This window comes from Lamprobacter modestohalophilus (assembly GCF_016583905.1).
GTDB lineage: Bacteria > Pseudomonadota > Gammaproteobacteria > Chromatiales > Chromatiaceae > Lamprobacter > Lamprobacter modestohalophilus.
This window is the reverse complement of the sequence record NZ_NRRY01000003.1, coordinates 342,204-362,935: the sequence shown is the minus strand read 5'-3', so window position 1 is coordinate 362,935 and position 20,732 is coordinate 342,204. Positions and strand designations below refer to the sequence as shown.

Genomic DNA, 20,732 nt, shown 5'->3' with positions numbered 1-20,732 from the left:
CATCGGCGAACAGCGAGACGATCAGCTCGCGCTGACGGCGATCCTTGAGCGCGTTCATCAGCGCTTCCGGCTCGGGTGCAATGCCGTCATCGCTCAGTGCCAGGATCGCGGCGAACACCTTGCCGTGATCGTCGTTGCTAAAGTCGGCTGGGGACACCAGGTCCACAACGCGCGAGACGGCGTCGGGCTCGATCATCAAACCACTGAGCAGGGCGCGCTCGGCGCGGCTGATGATTGCACGCTGAGACGCGTCTTGGTGTTGCCCCCATGGCTTTGGGAGGCCTTGTGTGGTTAGGCTCAAGATGCGTACCTCAGAAGCAGATGTCATCGACGTTTCTTGACTCCGTCACTGTGCGCGCGGCGTGCAATTGGTTGACGAGGGCATGCATCTCTTCGGGTGTCGCGCCGGCCGTGAGGGCGTTGATGACGGCGTCGATCTCGTGGCTGGGCCAAGCGACGGCACGTTGGCCGATCTTGACCGGGCGTGGCAGCAGGCCGGCGGCGATATCCGCATAGACACTGGCGCGGGAGCGGCCAATGCGGCGTTCGACTTCGGGGCGGCGTAGGAGAGAGGTGGTGTGAGGCATCATTGCGGCATCCTGGGTGTGGAGATCAGTGCTGGGCGGGGGTCGATCCCGCGCCCAACGTGCTGTCTTCAGTACTCAGGAAGCGCCGCCGGTGCTCAATACCGGGCTTGGCCTAAAGGCTGGTCAGGGGTCGCAAGCCGTTTGCGGGCAGCCTGGCTCTGAAGACCTTGCTAGCATCCACGCAATCCGGCTTTGCCCGCGACAGTGAAAGATCATCGATTTCGGCACGTTTTGCGATGCAACGGTGCGTGATGGTCTCCGCAGCCAGGAATTGGCGCCGCTCTTGTCAGATCAGGATCGATCTGAATCGAGCAACTGCGCTGGTGTTTCTCATCTTCCTCTGCGGCAACGCGAGGGGCATATCCAGAAACTGCAGAATCAACCGAGTCTGGTATCGCCTCCTATGCCGGTGAGTGTCTGCGATCGCCATTAGCTGACGTTGACACTTGTGCCATCCGGCGCCAAGCTTTCGCCACCAACTGTCGCTGGGGCAGTACTTCTCCAATTCTGAGAGTTCGCATGATTGCCGGCAGGCGATTTTAGAATGCGCACGACTTATGATTGGACGTATATATGGATCGCAATTTGAATAGCAGCACGATCAAGCCACACGAACTCGTCGCAAACCTTGAAGTCCTTCGCGGAAAGATCGCCCGCAAGCCCACCAACTATACCCCCCAAAAAGATTTCCCGCGATCGATATACGATTCGCTCTCGAAGTACACTCCCACGAGTCATGTAAACTTAATTCTAGTGGGATCTGATCTCTTCCGAGAACTTTTTCTTTGGCCTTTCCCGTTCTTTGTGCTTTCCTTTTCTGCTAGCAAATATTGGTTGTGGACAGCAGCCTTCCCCTCAGTAATCTGGCTTTATATGCGCATGTGGGTTGTGTCTTTGAAACGTCCCTCGGCAGGAGATGCCATGGTTAATCCGGCAGCGGCCAAAATCATTGACGAGGCCATGGTCAAACTGGTGCGGCTTTCTTGCGGGAAGCTATTTCGTCGCTGGAAATCTACAGATATTCTTTCTGGTCACCAACAAGAACTTGACGAAATTCGCGCTGTATATCTAAACGGATACTGGTATCCGTGCATTACAGCGATCTTCCCTTTGCTAGACCATATTTGTCGGAAGCTACTGAAGACGGAAAACTTGCGGAAAGGTGTTGGCCAGATCAATAAAGTTTTTCAAGACGCCAATATTTGTCTAGAATCGCTGCGGCCCGGGGCCGGAGCCTGGGACTTCGCTAAGAAGTCTGGAGCTAATGCGCAAGACTTAAGTGATAAAGATCTCCGGTTGGTTGGGGTTGCCTTGGAATCATTCCTGCACTTCGCAGGGGCTTATTATGGGCACGCTACCAGCGACCAAGATGCTCGGGCACTAAACAGGCACGCGGTTCTGCATGGACAAAGAGATAGGGTTTGGACGAGAGAAGATGCCAGCAGATTGCTGCTTTTCCTTGATCTCATGCTTATCCTTATTCCGGTATTTGAAATCCTGTTGGCATCTGAGCCTCAGGAGTAATGGCTAGTTCCGGCCCACTTCTCGAGAACCGCTCAGTGCGTGCACACTGATGGGGTGAGCAACCACCGTGGAAATAAAATTGCGGACCGGCGCCATGGCAGAGCGTACTAAAGACCAGCAGATCAAGCTCGTGTGCTTTGATCTGGCCAAGCACAGTTTTACCCTCTATGACGTCGATGCTGCAGGTCAGCCGGTTCGGGGGGAATCCTCCCAGGCCAGCGGGCGCAATTGGGGTGGAGAAGGTGAAACTTTGGCGAGGTCTGCTCTGGGTCGTGACCTGTCGCTAGACGTCAGCGGGAGGCGCGTCGGCAAGGGTCAGGAAGCGGCCCTACGGCGGTCGGGCTCCGCTCGGCAGGTGTCGGCTAGTCGCTGACACTCGCCAAACGCCGGCGAGCGACCGCAATGGCCTCTTCAGTGGACGTTGCTCGTCTGTGGCGGGCCTCAAGATTGAGTCGTTGTTGTGGCCCTCGCCACCAAGACGGCATTCCTGCCGATCGTTCGTCCTTCGCCCAGACCAGAGAGGGATCATCGCCGCGCACTTCCTTTAGACTCAGGGGCACGTTCAAGCGATTGACTGAATCCCCTTCTTCTCGATGACGGTCAGCAGCCGAAGCGCTGGCCCGCCGGGACGCTTGACGCCGCGTTCCCAGTCGGAGACCAAGTTCTTGCTGACATTGAGGTAACGCGCAAAAACGGGCTGAGAAAGATGCTCGCGCTCCCGCAGGACGCGGATGGCTTCGGGAGAGAGGGGCTCAACCGGCGTCAGACAAGCGTCATCGAATTCGCGCATGGTCTGCTTGTCGATGGCGCCCACCTCTTGGAGGGCTTCCATGGTTTCATGGATCGAGGCCATCGCGTCGCTACGATACTGTTTCGCCATCCTGTTCAACCTCCGAGCATTGCCCGTTCTGGATCAGCGCAGCGAGTTGCTTGTCCGTCAGCTCAAGGACGTGCCGTGCCGCCTTCTTGAAGGCCGTTTCTTCCTCGTTGCCGATGTTGGCCTGCTGGCTCTTGGCAAATCCGTAGACGAAGAAGGCGCGATGCGTCTGACGGTACAAGATCAGGGTCCGGTAGCCTCCAGCTAAGTGGACGTCAATGGCGGCAAACCGTGAAATCTTTGCGTCCCAGCCCAGGCCGCCCGATGCCCTTATTAGTCAACGCAGGGGCGTGCAGATGGACGAGAACCCGGTTCAACTCCGCAACGTCGCCCCCGATGGGCACAGTGATCTCGATGCCTATCGGCTGACTGCTAGCGCTGTAGTCTACCAGCAGTCCAGAACCAGCCTGTCCAACATATCCGCTTTTGTCGCCCCATGTGCGGGAAACAGGTTAGAAGAATCGCCGCCCAAGCGGACATCGCCCACCGCAACGCTCGGCTTCCCTCCTGCCACCGGCCGCACAGTCCGCCTCCATGATCTCCAACGCTGTCATGCTTGGCTCGCTTCTCCGTCATCGAGCACGTCATCCGGCAACGACACCGCATAGACATTGGTATTCTTACCCTGAATCTTGCGCTGCAGCCGATGCTTGTCGCCGCGGCCCTTGACCAGCCAGCCGGCCCTGGCCAGGGCGATCAAGCCTCGCTTCAGATCCTGCCCATTCAGTGCCTCGCGCAGGCCACTGGCCAGAAAGAGATAGGTCACCTGCCCAGTCGTTGGGTCCTCCTCGGTGTAACCGGCTCGCTCGCGGATCGGGTGCGCCGAGGTCGCATGGCGCGGTGCGAAGCGGCTCTCGCCATGGCGCTCGATGAAGCTGCGCACCGACTCCAGAATCTGCCGATCCTCGGTCTGTCCGCTGCCCTGCTCGCTCTGCCACAGCTGGTAGGCATCCAGCACCGCGTCAGCCGCGCTTCCCGCCGGCCAGCCGGTGATGCCTGCCGCCGTCGCCAACTCTCCGGCGGTGCCGATCAGGGCCAGCTGCTTGGCAACCCGTGCCGCCTGTCCATGGGTGACCGACATGCACGCCATCAGATGCAGCACGGCCTGGGACAGGGTCTGCTCCTGCTGCTGCCCGACCAGCCCGTGCAAAAAGGCGCGTCCGGCCGTGCCATGCAGGCGCTGAGTCGCGGCACTCAGGGCATCGGCAAAGGCGGCACCGTCTGCGGCGCCGTGGATCTGATCAAAGGCCCCATAGGTGCGCTCCCCCGCCGGCAGATTGATCAGACGCACGGCCTGACCCGCCTGATAGCGTCCGCCATCGGCCTGCATGTGCGCGTTGACGGTGCGCTCGCCACTGGAGAGGATCACGGTACGCCAGTGTGCGCGTCGTCGGGTGCCGCCCTGGACATTGGCGCGTCCTTTGCCGCGACCATTGGCTAGCTGGTAGATCACCGCACCCACATCACGTCCATCGGCCTGGCCCAGCTCATCCAGGGCAAGCAGGGTATCGTTGGACTCGGCCGCTGCGGCCTCCATACCGTTCGCGGTGGCCTGCCAACTGCGCAGCATGGCCGGACTGCCCCAGACCGAGACAGCCGCGCGGAGGGCGGTGCTCTTGCCGCCGCTGCTGTCGCCATAGAGATGCAGGCCGGCGTGATCGGCTTGGATCAGGGCCAGCAGTGGGCCAGCAAATGCGGCCGAGATCGCTAACAACAGCACCAGGTTGCCAACTGCGGCGGCGGCGACCTGCTCGCGCCACTGCTCCAAGGTCCCGGATTGGGCGTAGTCGAGCGGTTGCGTGGCCTCGGACTCGAAGCGGATCTCGCCGCCACCGATCACGGTATCCGGCAAGACGAAGCGCCCCTCATGCCAGCCCAGGGTCGGTACCTGCAGGATCTGGCGCTTGGGCACCTGGTGCATCAGGTACTGCACCAGACGCTGGCGCTGCGTGGGCTCAAACAGCAGGCCTCTGGCCAATAAGGCGCCGCGCAGTTCCAGGCCTTCGCCACGCAAGAGCGGCATCGGCATGATCCACTCACGAATCCGTCCAAGGACATCCGGGAAGCGCAACAGGCGCCCGAAGGCCTCACCACGCGCATCGACCGAGATGGCCTCGACGGTCAGCGGACTGCAGATCCAATCATCGGATCGGCTGCGCTGGCCGTCCTTGCCCTCTCGTAGGGCGTGATACCAGACCCCGGCGCGGCGTAGGCCTTTGCCATCGTGCCAGGGCTTGAGGTAGACCCGCCAACAGGGACAGGCATCCAGGCTCGGCGGTGCGCTGGCGATGAGGCGGTGCGCCTGCTCATCGGTCTCGGGGCGAGCGCTGCCCTCATGGTTGGGTAGCACCAGCCGTTTCTCAGGTGCTCCCGAGGTAGCACTCGGAATCTTCAGCACATTCAATGCGGTAGCACGGTTAGCACCGGTAGCACGGAAAAACACGGACCTTTGGTCGTCGGCGACCGATGCTGCTTGTTCAGACGGCGTCACGTCCGTGCGAGCTGAGCCTTGGCAGTCCATCATGGTGTCACCCCGTTGGTATCTGACCAGGCGTGGCCAGGGTCCACATCGGGGCTGCGATCGATCCCTAACCAGGGGGTGTAGACCGACGACTGAGCATTGCTGGCTGGCTTCGTCATGGCGACCACCTCCGTCACTGACCGCGCGCGGCGTGCAGTTGGTTGACGAGGGCGTGCATCTCTTCGGGTGTCGCGCCGGCTGTGAGGGCGTTGATGACGGCGTCGATCTCATGGCTGGGCCAAGCGACGGCGCGTTGGCCGATCTTGACCGGGCGTGGCAGCACGCCAGCGGCGATATCGGCATAGACACTGGCGCGGGAACGGCCGATGCGGCGTTCGACTTCGGGGCGGCGTAAGAGGGAGCGGGTGTGGGGCATCGTTGCGGCATCCTGGTTGTGGAGATCAGTGCTGGGCGGGGATCGGTCCCGCGCCCAACGTGCTGTCTTCAGTACTCAGGAAGCGCCGCCGGTGCTCAATACCGGGCTTGGCCTAACGGCTGTTCAGGGTCGGAAATGCTTTGGCGGGCAGCCTGGCTCTGAAGACCTTGCTAGCATCCACGCAATCCGGCTTCGTCCGCGACAGTGAAAGATCATCGATTTCGGCACGTTTTGCGATGCAGCGATGCGTGATGGTCTTCGCAGCCAGGGATCCTCTGCGCTATTGTCAGATGGGGAACGCTCTGAATCGGGCGACTGCGCTGGTGTTTTTCATCTTCCTCTGCTGCTACGCGAGGGCATATCCAGAAACTGCAGAATCAACCGAGTCTTGTTTCGCCTCCTATGCCGGTGAGTGTCTGCGATCGGCCAGAACCGGACATTGACCAGGGAGGGCGCCGGTGCCAGGAATCGACCAGACACCCGAGGCAGAGCAACCTTTGCGGCCGCTGTTTGTTACCGAACCCATGCAAGGGTCCAACTGAACCTTGTCGCTCGGCAGATACCTCGAGTATCGCGGGATAACACGTCTTCCGTGGTGTTATCCGGAAACCGTAGAATCACTCGTTATGCAAAGAGATTAACAAAGGAAGATATATGAGCATCACACCAAGAGGTATGAGTGTACAAGAAGCCTACCGAAATTATCGTGATGGTAAGCTAATCGTTAATAGAAAGTATCAACGAAAGCTCGTATGGAACCTTTTTGAGAAGCAATCATTGGTGGATAGCATAATGAAAGACTATCCAATCCCCTTGATTTTGCTCGGGGAAGATTCATCTCAAAATTCGTATGAAATAATGGATGGAATGCAAAGGCTTAACGCCATATTTGCTTTCATAGAGAATCACTTCCCAATAGAGGGTAGATATTTTGATACGGATGAATTCTCTAGGGCAAAACAACTGGCTTCCGAGGGTGTGTTTTCAGCGGCAAGCAAAGGAACCAATACTTTTCTAACACCAAGTGAGGTGGCTGATTTCCTTGACTATCAACTAGCTGTGACCGTATTTCCGGCAGGAGGAGAGGAGAAAACAACAGATGTTTTTGGTCGTATAAACTCCGGTGGTAGACAATTAAGCCTTCAAGAAAGAAGGCAGGCAGGAATGGTTGACGACTTCTCTATGCTTGTAAGGAAGTTGGCTTCCGAAATCAGAGGTGATACCTCAAAAGAGGTATTGCCCCTTTCTGAGATGCCGGAGATTAGCATTGATTCAGTGCGTGCGGACCTGGGGTATGAGTTGAAAGCTGAGGAAATATTTTGGTGCAAACAAGGTGTAATGTGGACAAGACAGTTGCGAGAAAGCGAAGACGAGGAGATTATTGCTGATATTTGCGCATCACTTGCACTAGGACAGCCCATTGCAAGAAGCAAGGAGTTATTAGACTCCTACTATGACTCGTCAACAGATGAATACGAACAACTTAGACGCTCTTTGACTTCTTACGGCGTTGACCGACTTTATGAAGAAGTAAAAGTAACACTCTCCGTTCTTAGAGAAATAATTGATGAATATAGCTCTGATAATAATGCCCTCAGGTCAGTTATCAATCCTGGATCGACAAACCCTATAAAAACTGCATTTTACACCCTTTTTATGGCTATGCATCACCTCGTCATTATTGACGAACTATCACCTGATAGCAGTAAAAATATAATGGCTGCCCTCAAAGATTTACAATCTGACATTAAAACTACAGCGAAATACTCAAAAACTGAAGACAGGGTCAGAAATATTGACAAAACAAAGGGGCTAATTTTAAGATACTTTGTTAAAAAGGACCCTCCAATGTTGAGGCATGGAGCAGGTTTGGCTCTTGATCTAGAAAATTCGCTTCGAAGGTCAAAGGTTGAGACTGGAAGGTATGAGTGCAAGCAAGGATTCGTTGATTTATCACCGAAAAGATCTGAAGATAAAAATTTGCCGCATAAAATATTAGAAACCATATGCGGGATTGCAAACTTAGGGCCTGACGCTGATGGATTTATATTTATTGGAGTTGCAGACAATAAAAGTGATGCTAATCGAATTAAAGAATTAGACGGGGTCGATTGTGTTACGGTTGGCTCACGATATGTGGTAGGCATAGAGCGGGAGCTTTCGAAATTGAAATGTGATCATGAATCTTATGTCGACAGAATCCTATCTTTCCTTAGAAATTCAGATTTGAGTGACACACTGAAACATCAGGTTCTTACCCAAGTGGACTATGTTGACTACAGGGGGTTGTCAGTTATAAGAATTCGAATTCCGGCACAAAAGGAGGTCTCTTTTTTGGGGGATATGGCTTATACCCGGGAAAACTCTTCAACCGTTGAGGCGAAAGGCAAGAAACTTCTTGCCATCAACGCACTATTTGCATAACAAAGCATTGCAACGGACAAGCCGTTGAATGCTGCGTTGGTCCGCTGTGGGTCGAGAGCCGACTCGGACTTGCTGACCTATTCAGGCGGTCCTTGCTCGAATTCGATCACACCTTCGGGCATCACTTCCCAGGCCGCTTTAGAGCCAACGAATATGTGCCTTGCTATCTCAATCCCTGGATCACCGTTCACACATCCCAAAGTCACCCCATGGATGTCACCTTTGTAAATGCCACAGAGCGTGGAGCCACATAGACTACAAAACTGAAGGCCAAATCCGTCGTGACTCTCATAGGTAGTCAACAGGTCTTCGCCAGCTACCCACTCGAATGTGCCTAGGGCAACTTCTGCGTATGCGGATGCTTGGGAGCTAAATGCTTTGCGACACCGCGAGCAATGACAGGATCGGGCGTCGTGGAGCTTACCGTTGACTCTGTAACTGATTTTTCCGCAGAAGCATTCGCCGCTGATAGCCATCGCATGTCCCTCAGGTAGAGTGTCGATACTGTCTGATTCTCTACTCGTAGTCTAACTCCCGCTTCGGGTCGAAACCTGACCCTCAAACCCACTTCGCTCCGTGTTCGTTGTCCGGAATCAGCGTCACCAAGCGATCTGCGGCCTCAACATCGTTAACTGCTCTTGCTACAACATCTCGATCCGAAATGGGTCTGCAATCACCAAGGTTTGACGACAATAGATGGGATAAGGCTGCGCACCAAATCCCCGGAGGTTGTCACTTCGCATCGTGCTACCCGTGCTCCCCGTGCTACCGGACTGATCAGACAAGCAATTCGGCCGTGCTACGTCTGCAACCTCCAGGGCTACCGTGCTACCCCACACCGGCCAAATGGCTTAAAATCACGACCACAACCGACGCATGAGCCTTCCCAGAAGGGTCGCCGAACTCAAGATCTGGCTTGGCCTATCGTCGGCCAGTCGTGCTGATGTCGTGCAAGCACCATCAGTGTCATGTATCTCCGCCAAACAGCACGGCTGCCACATCCTGTTGTTACCCTGCTGTCGTGCTGCAGTCGTTCGCTAGTCGTGCAAGCCACCTCAGCGTCGATCATCGTGAGACCACAGATCAATCCGCTAGTCCAGTAGCCGAAGGAATCCACACCAATAGTCTGAGCAGATCAACGCTGCAACTTCGCACGATGAGCCAGCTTCGGCGGACGCCCACCCCGCACTGTCGCATCGCGCATCTTCGGCGTTCCGAGACCGGCCGGATGCATCCAAGGCCCCCGCAGCGCCGCCTCCCAGGCCGGCCAATGCCCAAGCGTCGCGGCCAGGACACGCGAAGTGCGATAGTAGTGATAGCGCGATGCCGGACTCAGATCCATCAGTCCCCGCTCCAGCACCCAGCGCAGATGTTTCGCACGCCATTGCTCGGGACGCTGAAGACCCCAGCGCGCCTGGATCAGCACAGCGAGGCGCTCACCACGGCGGATATGCTGCGCGATGCCACCGGCACTCCCCGGCTGCGCACGCTCGAGCAGGCGTCGAATCGCGCTCATCGGGCACTGCCGATATAGGCCGCCACCACGTCGGTGCGGCCATGGCCGAGTTCGACGGCGATGACCTCCCGGGCCTTGCTATCAGCCTCTCGATCCGCCGCGCGCTGACCACCCGCGACCACTGGCGCCGGGTGACTGCTCAGTGCGTGATAGCGTTCACAAGCGAAGGCCGCGCGGGCATCGTGATAACCACGCAATCCAACGGCCTTCAGGAGACGGCGACCGGCGCGCAGCTCACCTTGGCGCCAACCCTGGTAGGTCTCATCGACACGCAGCAGGTTCGCCGATCCTGGTGGACGTGCGGCCAGTGCGGCGTCGAGCGCCTGACGCCCCAATGCGGTGACAGCCACCCAGCGTGGCAGGGTCCGACCGCCCTTGGTGCCATCAAGGATGTTGATCGCCTGCTGTCGCTCAGCCTCCTTGGCCAGGCGATCCAGGTTGGCTTTGACCGCCTCCTCGGAGCGCATTCCGAAGGCGCGCGCAAGCCCGAGCACCGCCGCAGCGCGAACCAGACCCGCATCGCGCAGGGCCGTCTGTGCCGTTGCCACGGCGTCCAGATCCAGCGCGGCTGGCACCTCGGTTCGGACCGCCGAGCGCGCGGCGCCGGCCAGTGCCCGCGGCGAGACCGGGTTCCAGCGGCCTTCGCGCGCATAGCTGAGGATCACATTGATGCTGCTGAGCCGGTTCTGGATCGTCGACACCGCTCGACCCTGCCCCTTGATGACCTCGGCATACTGGCCCACCAGCTCCGGTGTCACCTGGCGCAGATCGCGCACGCCGGCCTCAGCCTTGGCCCAGGTGGCAAAGCAGCGCCAGCGCTCGGCATGGCTGGCGACACTGGCGAAGTGTCCACCGCCGAAGCGCGCCTGCAGGATCTGCTTGCCGGCATAGGCCAGATCCCGGCCCCAGCCCTGGTTGCGGGCCTGATGGCCGCCTTGATCTCTCATGGTCTCAGATACTCCTCTGTGGTTCCGCCCGCTGGATGGACGAAACCGAACCCAACAATCAAACAGAAACGCGTCAGTTGACCGGCCTCGACACACCGCTGGCGGGACCCCGGGGCGAGCGCTGTCGCGCGCGGCACCCGATGATCTTGGTCGGTTCCGGTCGTCCCCAGGGTCCCGCCCTTGCGGTGTTCAGTGTTGACAGCGTTTGCGCCCGCTGCCGGCGTGGGGACTGGCGCCTGACGCAGCGCCGTTGCGGCTCCTACCATCCGGAGCATGGATTCGGGGTGTGTCAGCACCGCATCCGCTGAACCCTTTCGGGCGGGCGGGGGATGCGGCCGCGATGGACACTCGCGGCGTGGTGCTGGCAGTTGGCGCGGTGGCGCATGGAGGAAGGGGTTGTCGAAGCCCTTGCGGTGGATCATGCCTGCCAGGGTGCCGCCCTGGTGTCCGGGATGGACGCCTGATCCTGCTCGCAATAGGTTTTGACGTGAGTTTTGATGTCGACTTGGCTTGGCCAAGGGCTGATGGCACAAGGCCTGGAAGCCCATTATCTTGACCCGTCTCTGTGTCTGGACGGGGAACCTGATGAGGTTGAAGAGGCCGCGGTGGGGCGGAGAACGAGTCGCCAAAAGGCGCAAGCGCGGTCCCTTGGACAGGGAAAAGCACAGCACAGATGCGCACAGATCAGCGCCGCCTGCAGTGAACAGACGCGAGGAGGTCTTGGCGCCGAGTGTCGCGTGAGTGACGGACACGGAGGCGTTGCCGAGTCAGGATCGATTTGGGGCGAACCCTGACGATGAGGCCAATCGGCCTGGGATGGACGTTGGTGACTCCGAGGGAGTCTTCTGCACGAGACAGCGAGTGGCTACGTTGATGGCGAGCGACCAGCGGCTTCACCCTGCCGCACGGGTATGGGTGAAACGCTAGCACCGAGGATGCCTGGAGCGCAAGCATTTTCGATGATGATCAAGCACCTATCGCGAAAGAGTGGCCAACATCGGTGTCTTTCGTCGTGGCCCTGTGCGGATGACTGGCGTATCGCCTCGTTCAGCCTGCAGGCATCCGATGTACTGGGCCAAGGATAAGACGGTAACAGTCACCGACCTTTAGTCGTTCCTCTCGGCCAACTCCTGTTCAATCTCTTCGATCGAAGGTAGCCCAGCTTCTAGCTCCGCCGGTAGCTCGCGGGTCAGACGTAGGCGCCATTCCGCGACGGCCATGGGTTTATCAATATCGCGCAGGGCGTATTCGGCCACCAGTTGTTTGCCCTCACGGCACAGGATCAAGCCGATGCTCGGGGCGTCGTCCGGGTGGCGCATGGTCTCGTCCACCAGGTTCAAGTAGAAGTTCATCTTGCCGGCATGCTCCGGCAGGAACCGGCCAGCCTTGAGCTCGATGACGACAAAGCGGCGCAGGCGCAGATGATAGAACAGTAGGTCGACGAACCAGCTCTCACCCTCTAAGCGTAGCTCCACTTGTCGGCCAACGAAGGCGAAACCCTCACCGAGCTCCAGCAGGAAGCGCTCCAGGTGGGTGATCAGGGCATCTTCCAGCTCCCGCTCACGCAGCGGAGCATCGGTGGCGATGAAGTCGAGCAGGTAAGGGTCCTTGAAGGACTGTTGAACCAGGTCGCTGTCAGCGGCCGGTAGCCGTTCGGCAAAGTTGCTGATGGGCTTGCCTTCGCGACCATGCAGCTGAGCATCGATTTGGGCCGCCAGAACGCTGCGACTCCAACCGTGCTGTTGGACCTTTTGAACATAGAACAACCGCTGCGCGTGCTCCTCCAGACGGTCTAATAGGAGCTGGTGATGGCCCCAGGGGATTCTTGCAGCAAGCTGCTGCAAAATTGTCTCGTCCGGCCAGGCGGCAGCGAAATTGCGCATGTAGGCGAGGTTGCGCGCGGAGAAACCCTTCTGGCCCGGGAAGGCGTGGCGCAAGTCCGCGGAGAGGCGCTCAATGACCTTGGTCCCCCAGCCGTGGGCCTGTTGGCGCTGCTGGATCAGCCTGCCAATCCGCCAGTAGAGGCAGACCAGCTCGACGTTGACGCTCTGCACTGCGCGGGTACGAGACGCGGCGACCTGTTCCTTGATGACGGTGAGGGTCTCGGCGTAGCCCGTTGGCAGCGCTGTTCCGCGGCTCTGCGTGGACGCGGCCTGATGAGTCTGGTCGGGTGTCTTCCGGGTGCTCACTGACGGTTTCCCTTGAGGTCGCAATAATCAGCCCAGGCCTGCATCAACTCGCGACGCTTCTTGAACTTATCGCCTCTCTCGTAAGCGGCCTGCACGGCGTTCGAGATCTGGTGCGCCAGCGCAGCCTCGGCGACGTTCGACGCAAACCCGGTTTCCTCGCCAACCCAATCTCGGAATGACGAGCGGAAGGCATGGGGTACCGCCTTGGACTTTTCGCCGTTGACACCGTGGCCGAGACCGCGCATCACCATCAGGAGCGCCATCCCGGAGAGTGGTCGGCCCATCTTACCTCCAGGGAAGACGAACGGGTTGTTAGCCAGTTTTGGCAACGACATCAACACGGCGAGCGCCTGCTCGGACAACGGAACCCGATGTTCAACCCGCGCCTTCATGCGCTGCGCAGGGATGGTCCATGTCGCGTTGTCGAGATCGATCTCGGTCCATTCTGCCTTCAGTACTTCGGAAGTTCTACACACCGTCAAGATGGTGAACTCCAAGGCCTTCGCACTCGTGCTCTTGAGCGCTCGAAGCTCGATTAGGAACGCAGGAACCTCTTGGTAGGGCATGGCCGGATAATGCGGCACGGTGCCGCCATTCTGCTGCCGCTTGACCGTGGTTGAACTCGGCAAGAGTCGGTCGAGGTGTCCCTTCCACCGCGCGACGTTGACAGGATCTCGCCAGCCCATCGCAGCGGCATAATCCAAGATGTTCTCGATGCGCGACTGGACCCGCGATGCGGTTTCTGGACGCCGATGCCAGATCGAAGTGAGAACGCCAAGCACATCAGCGGTCGTGATCTCATCGATGGGCATTGCGCCGAGCTTGGCACGCGCATAGCGTTTCAGGCTTGAGGGCCATTCCCGGGCATGCCGGGGATTGGACCAAGTGCTTCGCTTCGCCCGGATGTAGCGCGCTGCAACCGTGGTAAAGGTCGGAATTCCCTGCTCGGCGACCTTCTGCGCTTTTCGATGCTCGATCGGGTCGATGCCCTGCTTGCGCAATGCTCGTGCCTCGGCAGCCCGATCGCGCGCCTCGGCCAGCGTGACGCTTGGATAGCCGCCCAAGCCCATCTCGCGCTGCCGGCCATTGACGCTGTAGCGAAAGATCCAAGTCCGCGCCTGACCCTGTGGATAGAGCCATAACCCCCCACCGTCGCCGATCGGCTTGCTGGCTGCCTTGATTTGCCTGCTGGTCAGGCGATGGAGCGTTCGCGCCACAAGCGTCTATTCCTCTACCCACGACCGTACCCACAAATGCACCCACAAAGTATACTCGGCTTTGGGAAGAATGTTCTAGACGCTAAAGGATGGTAATGCTTTTTAAATCAGAGGTCTTGCGGAACACATCAGTCTTCTGAAGCACAGGGATTAATGGACGCCGCCTCCACCATTTGAGCGTACAAAAAAATAGCCGAAAAGATATCTAAGCCCGCGCTCTTGCGGGCTTTTTTGTGCCTCAGATATTTAGGCTGGGTATAGATTTAACGCCAGGTTCGCGTCAGTACCGAGTGAATTCAAAATCACCTACTTCATTATGATACTCCTTGAACCAATCACCATCGATGTAGATCCAGGTCTCTTCTACCCGAGTCATGGTCGGCGGCTTAGCGTAGGAACCACCGAGTGACATTTTCAAGGGCGGGATCTCATAGGTAAATTCTATCGCCACGCGGGCGACTTTGCCTTCAATCTTGGTGTCCTTGATCGAGAAATCTAGCTGCTTGACGCGACCCGACTGGGCTATGTAGGTTTGCTTGGGCATGCGTAGGCGGAAGTATGGATCAAACAACGCATAGGCGCTCTTGTAGTCCGCTTCCACTAAAGCTTTCCAGAACTGTGACACACGCGCTCTGAGATCTTTCTCCTGAGCGGAGGAGCCTAACTGCTTTGAGCTTGCAAGGGGCCTCGTGATCGGCTTGATCGACAAGGCATGCAGATAGAGATCAGCCACAGCCAGGCCGTCGTCTCGATAACGCGAGGCAAGTAGGTAGAAAGTTCCATTCGAGCCGCTGAAATTTCTCACGAACGGGAAAAGCCTGTCTTCCGCCACGCCGGGCTCATCCAGCGGCACGTCTTCGTCGAGCCAGGTCGCACCCTGATCGAACGAAATGTTGTAGAAGAGGTCCCCACGCAGGTTACGGTAGTCGTTCCAAGCGATCACGACATTTCCCTCCTTTCCGAGCGCAATCTGAGGAAAGTTGTCCTGAGTCACCTGGAAGGGGTAGCGGCGGAAAGGCTGAATCGGCTCCCAACTGAGTCCGCCGTCGGAAGAGCGAGTGTAAAATATGTGGTTCTTTCGCGGCTGATCGGTTTGCTGCGCGCTGCGGGCACTAAACGCTAGATAGACGAAACCTTCATGCGCCGCCAGGGCTATCGAACCGATGTCATAGGCATCGCTTCCTGGAAAGACATACGTCTTCCAGCGATCACCGTTTCGCATCGCCGACTCAAGTCGGTAACTGCCTGCTTCTGACCCAAACCAAACGGCTAGAGGCTCGTTTTTCGCCGATGTTGCGGCAATCAATAGGACGCTGCCGACGCTCTTGATGGATTCCGCTTCCGACCAGCCAAGTTTATCGTCGCCCTGCGCATGGACAACAAGAGTTTCACTGCCCCGGCGAACATCGGCAAAAGCATGAACGCGCCCCCCTGCCATGGTTAACGCAGGCCAGAATCCGCTGTCGTAGCCGGTGGTTATGCGCTGGACGTCGCCCCAGCTCTTTCCACCGTCGTTCGAGCGACGACCGTAGAGGTGATAATTGGGTGTGCCGGTGTTCTCTGCCTCAGGTTCGACACCATCCGTCTCTGGGGCATCGCCGAGCCAAACGGCGGCGATTTGACCGCTTTGGTCCCCGCTCAGTCGTATCCGCGGCAGTGGTCGAGACGTAGAATCTAAGATGAGCGCGTCTGACCAAGCGTTGCCCGGACTGAGCGCGCGAAATACGATTGCAGGAGGCTCACCTGTTCCGCCATCCAACCATGCGGCATAGACGCGATCACCGAATGATTCCAAAACCGCACCAGCGGCGGAGTGCCCGGGTGCCGAGAGTACTCGGGAATTTAAATCGGGCTGACCCACCAATAAGCGGCCCTCCTGATCGCTGTATGCGACATAAGGCTGACCGCCAGCGGTTGTGGCCAATCTCGGAGTCAGCGCGGGATTGAAACCACCTTCATTGATGCGCCACTCGGTCGCATCGGCGAAGAGAAGCGGCGGGAACAGAAACCCCGCCGCCCACATCATCAGGGATCGAACTCCCACTCTAGAAGCTGCTGGTGCCTGGTGTACCGCTGTTGCGCAGAAAGACGCCGTTGTTCACCGTACCCGTGAAACTCACAGCGCCATCCGGCGAGATGGTAGACGTCTGTCCGCTACTCGTGAGATTGTACTCTAACTTCAGTACGGTAGCCGAGTTCTCGATGTTCCCAGACGTTCCCGAGCGGATTTGCACATATCCCCATCCTCCCTGCGTCGAGATCTGGTTGACAATTGACTGCGGGAGAATTTCGGTCATGTCGACCGCTCCAGTGCAGACAATGTTTCTGGCGGAGGTTGGTATCGGCGCAGGGGCGAAAGGCTCGGATCGCATCACCGTATCTCGATCGTACATCCCCGCGAGCGTTCCGGCCTTATCTGGCGAGAGATAGATACTGGCACTGCAAGTTTCACAATCGCGCTGGCTGACGGCCGTGCCCGTGCCATCTGCAATTGGCGTAACGAAGAAGCGCGTCGTCCACTCGCTTGGCGGCATCAAGGTGACGCCCGCGTTACCCGTTCCAGCACCGAAGTCAAGCACCTCCCCTAAGAACGAGCCAAAGCCACCGCCGTTGCCAAATATAGGCCCTGGAGTGTTAGAATCTTGTGCCGGATTAAACGCACGGTAGCCGAAGGCCGCCCCTCCAGTCATCTCGAGCATGATTGCTTCGCCATAGAGATCAGCCCCAGTGCCACCCTCGCTCGTATCATCACCATCGTCGACGATCAGGAAACCACGAACAGGGCCAGTGCTGGTCGTACTAAAATCAACGGCTCCGTAGGGCGCCAGCCTTTCTGGATCATTGAACAGCGGCCCTCCGCCTTGGCCAGCCAGAAATACTCCGCCGGCGTCAAAGCTGACCATATCATTGGCGCGGCCCGAAGCCGCGACCTGTTTTACACCCTCGTCGATACAGGGTGAAGATAGGTCGATCGGCTTAGTAAAGTAGTTGACGTTGACGACCCCGTCTGGATCCTTGTTGACCACGGAAACAATGGTGGTCACCGATGGACTCCGAGTCATGACAGGGAACAGCATGGCATCGGCACTGGCGGCTTGATGCGCGATGATGCCGACAGCGGCAAGGCCGCCCAGAGCGAAGGCACGCAGGATGTGCGAACTAATATAGTAGTTTGAAGTTTTCATTGATGCTAATACCATGTAATTGGTGGGTGTACGCCGCGACGTAGGATCTGCTGGAGAAATTAAACGCACGACGAACCGTGATACAGACCGATTTCTTACTCAAAAATCAACTTCAAGCTTCAGATTTACTTCATATTTTTCGAGATGCCCTACTAGTTTTTTGCTAGACGGGCCCTCAAATAATTGATAGCAAGATACCTGAACCGAGTCAAATTTTCTCCGAAAAATTTACCCATGCAGGTAAACATACTTTAATCTAATGATCTTGTCATGCCGATAAACCGCAATCAGTTCTTGGGCAATCGCATCAACAAGCTCTAATATTCGATGATGCTGATAGCTTGCGTTTGCTCGGCGGGCCGGGCCCTACGAAGAAGACACATGCGAGGCATGGGCACCGAAAACGGGCTGAGCCGTAGCTCGCCGAACACTTGACTCACCTTGCTTGCACACTGTTTCCCATTCTTGTTCAGTAAGTTGCTACGAGGTAGATCACTGAGTCAGAAGATTTCAAAGAAAATAACACCCTCAACCTAACGTAACCTACCCGAGAATCTATCGCGCAAGTGATCAATTCATTGATGGTTGAGTCGTTCTAACCACCAAGCGCAATGTTTGCCTGCTCCTTAGGTCGGCAGTGAAAGCGGCAGCGAGCACCACCTTCCCCCCCCTGCTGGTCACCTCCTTCCCGATAGTCAACCCGAATGAGCCAGCCGAGCTGCGCATTGATCTGGAAGCAGTCGTCAACGCCAACAGCAGAAGCGCGGGCCGGGCCAATGACGCCGGAAATCGTAACCACGGAAGGCGCCGCAGAACTGCTCTGCACAAGCACGGATATTGTCCCGAGTCGTGATATCCGGACACCAAGATGCCATCGGATACTGAAAACAAGGGCATCCGCAGTCTGGATTAGTGCTGGCGGAACAATAACATCCGCCGCCTGGTACTACGCGATGGACTGCCCATAACGAAGATCGGCAAGGGTCTGCGTTTCGTGTGCGAAGAGGTCGTTGCTTGGGTCCGCACGCGCTATGCTCCGGCGCCAGAGGAACAATCATGCCCATCTATCAGCGCCCCGGCTCGGAAACTTACTGGATCGACATCAAGCTCTCGAGCCCGCGCGAGTGCGCCGATCTGCTCACACGACCGTTAAACGCCAAGCGCAAGAACTCCACGACACACTTAAAAGCCCAACTCTGACGGCAAACGAGTTGGGCGAGCGGCCTAAGCACGCATGGGATGATGCGGTCATCCGCTACATCAAGGAACTGGAGAAGCGCAGCGCCGATGATGGTCGGCAGCGGTTGCGCAAGCTGAACGCGACCTTCACCGGGCGACTGCTGACCGAGATCACCAGCAACGAGATCAAGGAGGGGGTACTGGCGTTGCCTGGTATCACCAACGCCAGGCGCAACCGCTACCTGACCGTCGTGCGGACGCTGTTTCGCAAAGCGGCCAACGAGTTGAAGTGTATCGACGCGCCACCGCACTTTAGCTATTCTAAGGAGCCAGATCGGCGCATTCGCTGGATTACCCGCGAGCAAGCCGATCGGTTGATCGTGGGGCTACACGTGCATCTGAAGGGTCCAGCCGAGCTAGCGCTGCAGACCGGGCTACGACAAGCAAAGTGTTCGGGCTGCACTGGGAGTGAGTCAGTTTCGATCAGCATACGATCTGGATACCACCCGATGCGTTCAAGGCGGACAGCTCGTTGCTGATCCCGTTATCCGATACCGCGATCAAGGTGCTGAAGCGGCACGAGGGGCAACACGACGGCCGGGTCTTCACCCGTCACGGCAAACCGTTCGACACCATCGCCAGCAAGACGATGCAGGATGCTTGCGCTAGGGCAAAGATCGAGAACTTCCATTGGCACAACTTCCGACAGACATGGCTGAGCTGGCCCTTGCAGGCGGGAACCAGCTTGCAGCAGCTCATGGAGCTTGGTGGGTGGTCAATTTACACGATTGCCCTCAAATACGCTCGCTTCGCGCAGAGCCATTTGCAAGATGCGGCGGCCAAGGTTCCTGCTCCGGGCCATCGAGTGATCTGTGACACATCAATGGCACAGTGCCGATTTCGGGAACAAGAAGGGCGCTGGAGAAATCGCGTAAGTCATTGATCTGGCGGAGAGGGTGGGATTCGAACCCACGGACGGGATTAACCGTCGCCGGTTTTCAAGACCGGTGCATTCAACCGCTCTGCCACCTCTCCTGAACAGGGTTGCTGAGCGAATGCGATCAAGCTAGCGACATAGGATACCTCAACAACGGGCCGTCGTGCGATAGATGAAAACACTCGCTTCAGCCAAGGGCCTCGATATCCGGCGTTGACCAACCACCGAGGCCACTTGTTTCCGCCAGCAAAGACCGCACAACGTACACAGCTATCGGCCTCTCAAGGATGCAAGCATGACCCCATTGTCGGTATGCTTGCATCCCAAGTGATCCTGTCAGAAACCTTTGGGCCTGACGACAGGTCTCAAGGATCGCGCTACGATCACTCAACCATCCAATCTGACAGCGTCGAGTCTGTACAGAGTATTCGTTCTAGACGGAGACATCACCACTATGGCTAACCCCAATTCCTTCCTGTCAAAACAGCAAGAGGTCCCGGCAGCGCGCGCCGGATCGGTGCTCGAGACCAACAAGGTCCTGAAGAACACCTACCTGCTGCTCGCCGCAACCCTCGGCTTCAGCGCCTTCACCGCCATGCTGTCGATGGCGCTCGCCATGCCGTCCTGGGTCTACTTGGTCTCGGTGATCGGCGCCATGCTGCTTGGCATGTTCGTGCTGCCACGTGCCGCCCAATCAGCGAGCGGCGTTGGCGTCATCTTCCTGATTACCGGCATGCTCGGCTTTGGGCTCGGATCGATCCTGAGCATGTACATGGCCCTGCCGAACGGTCCTAGCATTATCGCCACCGCATTCGGCGGCACCGCGGTGATCTTTCTCGGCCTATCCGGCTACGCCTTGACCAGCAAGCGTGATTTCAGCTTCCTCGGCGGCTTCCTGTTCGCCGGCATGATGGTCGCTGTCGTCGCCATGATCGCCAACATCTTCCTCAACATGCCAGCACTGGCGTTGGCCGTGTCAGCGGCGATCATCCTGCTCATGAGCGGTTTCATCCTCTTTGATACCAGCCGAATCAAGAGCGGTGCCGAGACCAACTACATCATGGCGACCTACGGCATTTACCTCGCCATCTTCAACATCTTCATCAGCCTGCTCCAGATCCTGGGCATCATGGGCGATGACTGAATCACGATGGCGTCAATCTGATCACTGGTAGCCAGTCTGGCTAACACGACCCCGGCTCCGGCCGGGGTTTTTGTTGGCAAGGCGCTCACAAACACGAGCGCGCGTCGCC

19 protein-coding genes and 1 tRNA gene are annotated in these 20,732 nt (G+C 57.7%); 6 read left to right on the top strand and 14 right to left on the bottom strand.

Annotation, left to right across the window (positions count from 1 at the left end; translation table 11 throughout):
* The coding region (locus tag CKO42_RS03850; RefSeq protein WP_242479086.1) for a DnaB-like helicase N-terminal domain-containing protein at positions 1-301 on the bottom strand (301 nt) is incomplete at its 3' end.
* 10 nt (positions 302-311) lie between these two features.
* On the bottom strand, positions 312-587 hold the full coding sequence (locus tag CKO42_RS03845; protein WP_200239081.1) for a helix-turn-helix transcriptional regulator: 276 nt from the start codon (positions 585-587) through the stop codon (positions 312-314).
* 573 nt (positions 588-1,160) lie between these two features.
* Here CKO42_RS03845 and CKO42_RS03840 point away from each other — a divergent pair.
* Positions 1,161-2,111: a hypothetical protein gene (locus CKO42_RS03840; RefSeq protein WP_200239078.1), complete on the top strand. Its 951-nt coding sequence runs from the start codon at positions 1,161-1,163 to the stop codon at positions 2,109-2,111.
* A gap of 562 nt (positions 2,112-2,673) precedes the next feature.
* Here the strand turns inward: CKO42_RS03840 and CKO42_RS03835 are convergent.
* From CKO42_RS03835 to CKO42_RS03820, 4 genes are all read right to left on the bottom strand, one after another.
* Positions 2,674-2,991, bottom strand: a complete 318-nt coding sequence (locus CKO42_RS03835; protein WP_200239075.1) for a helix-turn-helix domain-containing protein — start codon at positions 2,989-2,991, stop codon at positions 2,674-2,676.
* Positions 2,972-3,208: a type II toxin-antitoxin system RelE/ParE family toxin gene (locus CKO42_RS03830; protein ID WP_338034839.1), complete on the bottom strand. Its 237-nt coding sequence runs from the start codon at positions 3,206-3,208 to the stop codon at positions 2,972-2,974. Before CKO42_RS03830 ends, CKO42_RS03835 begins: the two co-directional genes overlap by 20 nt.
* 330 nt (positions 3,209-3,538) lie before the next feature.
* Positions 3,539-5,338 carry a DUF927 domain-containing protein gene (locus tag CKO42_RS03825; RefSeq protein ID WP_200239072.1) on the bottom strand — a complete coding sequence of 600 codons (1,800 nt, stop codon included), beginning with the start codon at positions 5,336-5,338 and terminating at the stop codon, positions 3,539-3,541.
* 304 nt (positions 5,339-5,642) lie between these two features.
* Positions 5,643-5,885: a helix-turn-helix transcriptional regulator gene (locus CKO42_RS03820; protein WP_200239069.1), complete on the bottom strand. Its 243-nt coding sequence runs from the start codon at positions 5,883-5,885 to the stop codon at positions 5,643-5,645.
* Positions 5,886-6,539: 654 nt separating this feature from the next.
* Between CKO42_RS03820 and CKO42_RS03815 the strand changes: the two genes are divergently transcribed.
* Positions 6,540-8,309, top strand: a complete 1,770-nt coding sequence (locus tag CKO42_RS03815; RefSeq protein WP_200239066.1) for a GmrSD restriction endonuclease domain-containing protein — start codon at positions 6,540-6,542, stop codon at positions 8,307-8,309.
* 77 nt (positions 8,310-8,386) lie between these two features.
* On the opposite strand, the gene CKO42_RS03810 is transcribed toward CKO42_RS03815, so the two are convergent.
* The 7 genes from CKO42_RS03810 to CKO42_RS03780 all read right to left on the bottom strand — a co-directional run bounded on the left by CKO42_RS03810 (position 8,387) and on the right by CKO42_RS03780 (position 17,363).
* Positions 8,387-8,785, bottom strand: coding sequence for a GFA family protein (locus CKO42_RS03810; RefSeq protein ID WP_200239064.1), 399 nt, complete (start codon positions 8,783-8,785; stop codon positions 8,387-8,389).
* A gap of 659 nt (positions 8,786-9,444) precedes the next feature.
* Positions 9,445-9,825: a hypothetical protein gene (locus CKO42_RS03805; protein WP_200239061.1), complete on the bottom strand. Its 381-nt coding sequence runs from the start codon at positions 9,823-9,825 to the stop codon at positions 9,445-9,447.
* Positions 9,822-10,772, bottom strand: a complete 951-nt coding sequence (locus CKO42_RS03800) for an integrase domain-containing protein (protein WP_200239058.1) — start codon at positions 10,770-10,772, stop codon at positions 9,822-9,824. Before CKO42_RS03800 ends, CKO42_RS03805 begins: the two co-directional genes overlap by 4 nt.
* Before the next feature lie 1,106 nt (positions 10,773-11,878).
* Positions 11,879-12,961, bottom strand: a complete 1,083-nt coding sequence (locus CKO42_RS03795) for a PDDEXK nuclease domain-containing protein (protein WP_338034838.1) — start codon at positions 12,959-12,961, stop codon at positions 11,879-11,881.
* Entirely contained in the window at positions 12,958-14,178 is a 1,221-nt protein-coding gene (locus tag CKO42_RS03790; RefSeq protein WP_200239055.1) for a phage integrase central domain-containing protein, read from the bottom strand. Before CKO42_RS03790 ends, CKO42_RS03795 begins: the two co-directional genes overlap by 4 nt.
* Positions 14,179-14,458: 280 nt before the next feature.
* A complete protein-coding gene (locus CKO42_RS03785; RefSeq protein ID WP_200239053.1) occupies positions 14,459-16,204 on the bottom strand; it encodes a sialidase family protein in 1,746 nt (581 codons plus the stop codon).
* 19 nt (positions 16,205-16,223) lie between these two features.
* Positions 16,224-17,363, bottom strand: coding sequence for a hypothetical protein (locus CKO42_RS03780; protein ID WP_200239050.1), 1,140 nt, complete (start codon positions 17,361-17,363; stop codon positions 16,224-16,226).
* Positions 17,364-18,419: 1,056 nt separating this feature from the next.
* On the opposite strand from CKO42_RS03780, the gene CKO42_RS03775 reads away from it, so the two are divergent.
* From CKO42_RS03775 to CKO42_RS03765, 3 genes are read left to right on the top strand one after another with little or no spacing between them, the layout of a single operon-like run.
* Positions 18,420-18,563 carry a hypothetical protein gene (locus tag CKO42_RS03775; protein WP_200239047.1) on the top strand — a complete coding sequence of 48 codons (144 nt, stop codon included), beginning with the start codon at positions 18,420-18,422 and terminating at the stop codon, positions 18,561-18,563.
* An 11-nt stretch (positions 18,564-18,574) separates the two neighbouring features.
* Positions 18,575-19,081: a hypothetical protein gene (locus CKO42_RS03770; protein WP_200239044.1), complete on the top strand. Its 507-nt coding sequence runs from the start codon at positions 18,575-18,577 to the stop codon at positions 19,079-19,081.
* Positions 19,075-19,485, top strand: coding sequence for a tyrosine-type recombinase/integrase (locus CKO42_RS03765; RefSeq protein WP_242479084.1), 411 nt, complete (start codon positions 19,075-19,077; stop codon positions 19,483-19,485). Before CKO42_RS03770 ends, CKO42_RS03765 begins: the two co-directional genes overlap by 7 nt.
* A gap of 2 nt (positions 19,486-19,487) precedes the next feature.
* Here the strand turns inward: CKO42_RS03765 and CKO42_RS03760 are convergent.
* Positions 19,488-19,577 (bottom strand) — tRNA-Ser (locus tag CKO42_RS03760).
* Between the two features lie 356 nt (positions 19,578-19,933).
* On the opposite strand from CKO42_RS03760, the gene CKO42_RS03755 reads away from it, so the two are divergent.
* On the top strand, positions 19,934-20,623 hold the full coding sequence (locus CKO42_RS03755) for a Bax inhibitor-1/YccA family protein (RefSeq protein WP_200239041.1): 690 nt from the start codon (positions 19,934-19,936) through the stop codon (positions 20,621-20,623).
* Positions 20,624-20,732 lie beyond the last annotated feature (109 nt).

Excerpts from the sequence above, each read along its gene's own strand:
- CKO42_RS03780 (WP_200239050.1), bottom strand. The coding sequence starts at position 17,363 with ATGAAAACTTCAAACTACTATATTAGTTCGCACATCCTGCGTGCCTTC.
- CKO42_RS03845 (WP_200239081.1), bottom strand. The coding sequence starts at position 587 with ATGCCTCACACCACCTCTCTCCTACGCCGCCCCGAAGTCGAACGCCGC.
- CKO42_RS03810 (WP_200239064.1), bottom strand. The coding sequence starts at position 8,785 with ATGGCTATCAGCGGCGAATGCTTCTGCGGAAAAATCAGTTACAGAGTC.
- CKO42_RS03785 (WP_200239053.1), bottom strand. The coding sequence starts at position 16,204 with ATGATGTGGGCGGCGGGGTTTCTGTTCCCGCCGCTTCTCTTCGCCGAT.
- CKO42_RS03805 (WP_200239061.1), bottom strand. The coding sequence starts at position 9,825 with ATGAGCGCGATTCGACGCCTGCTCGAGCGTGCGCAGCCGGGGAGTGCC.
- CKO42_RS03800 (WP_200239058.1), bottom strand. The coding sequence starts at position 10,772 with ATGAGAGATCAAGGCGGCCATCAGGCCCGCAACCAGGGCTGGGGCCGG.
- CKO42_RS03775 (WP_200239047.1), top strand. The coding sequence starts at position 18,420 with ATGCCCATCTATCAGCGCCCCGGCTCGGAAACTTACTGGATCGACATC.
- CKO42_RS03755 (WP_200239041.1), top strand. The coding sequence starts at position 19,934 with ATGGCTAACCCCAATTCCTTCCTGTCAAAACAGCAAGAGGTCCCGGCA.
- CKO42_RS03820 (WP_200239069.1), bottom strand. The coding sequence starts at position 5,885 with ATGCCCCACACCCGCTCCCTCTTACGCCGCCCCGAAGTCGAACGCCGC.
- CKO42_RS03840 (WP_200239078.1), top strand. The coding sequence starts at position 1,161 with ATGGATCGCAATTTGAATAGCAGCACGATCAAGCCACACGAACTCGTC.
- CKO42_RS03815 (WP_200239066.1), top strand. The coding sequence starts at position 6,540 with ATGAGCATCACACCAAGAGGTATGAGTGTACAAGAAGCCTACCGAAAT.
- CKO42_RS03835 (WP_200239075.1), bottom strand. The coding sequence starts at position 2,991 with ATGGCGAAACAGTATCGTAGCGACGCGATGGCCTCGATCCATGAAACC.